The sequence below is a fragment of the Halomonas marinisediminis genome (assembly GCF_004347715.1).
In the GTDB taxonomy this organism is placed as follows: Bacteria; Pseudomonadota; Gammaproteobacteria; order Pseudomonadales; family Halomonadaceae; genus Halomonas; species Halomonas icarae.
The window spans coordinates 1-311 of sequence record NZ_SLTR01000216.1 but is presented as its reverse complement, the minus strand read 5'-3'; the positions used below and the strand labels follow the sequence as shown (position 1 = coordinate 311).

Annotated in this window: 1 protein-coding gene; it reads left to right on the top strand. The window is 64.0% G+C overall.

Features of this window, described 5'->3' with window-relative positions; genetic code table 11:
• A partial coding sequence (locus E0702_RS19180; RefSeq protein WP_240721796.1) for a phage baseplate assembly protein V occupies nt 1-311 on the top strand: 311 nt, incomplete at both ends.

The window sequence follows — 311 nt, the reverse complement described above, 5'->3', positions numbered from 1 at the left end:
ACCTGGGGGCCTGGGTTCGGATCGCCAGCCCCTATGCCACCAACAACGCGGGCTTCGAATTCCTGCCCGAGATCGGCGACGAAGTGGTGCTGGGCTTTCTGCATGGCGACCCGGACAGCGCGATCCTGCTGGGGGCGCTGCATTCCAGCAAGAACCCCGCCCCGGTCGTCCCCGATGCCGAGAACACCATCAAGACCCTCGTGACCAAGGCGCAGCACAAGGTCACCTTCGACGACGACAAGAAGATCATCACCGTCGAGACCCCGGGCGGGCACAAGATCGTGCTGAGCGACGAGGATACTTCCGTCACC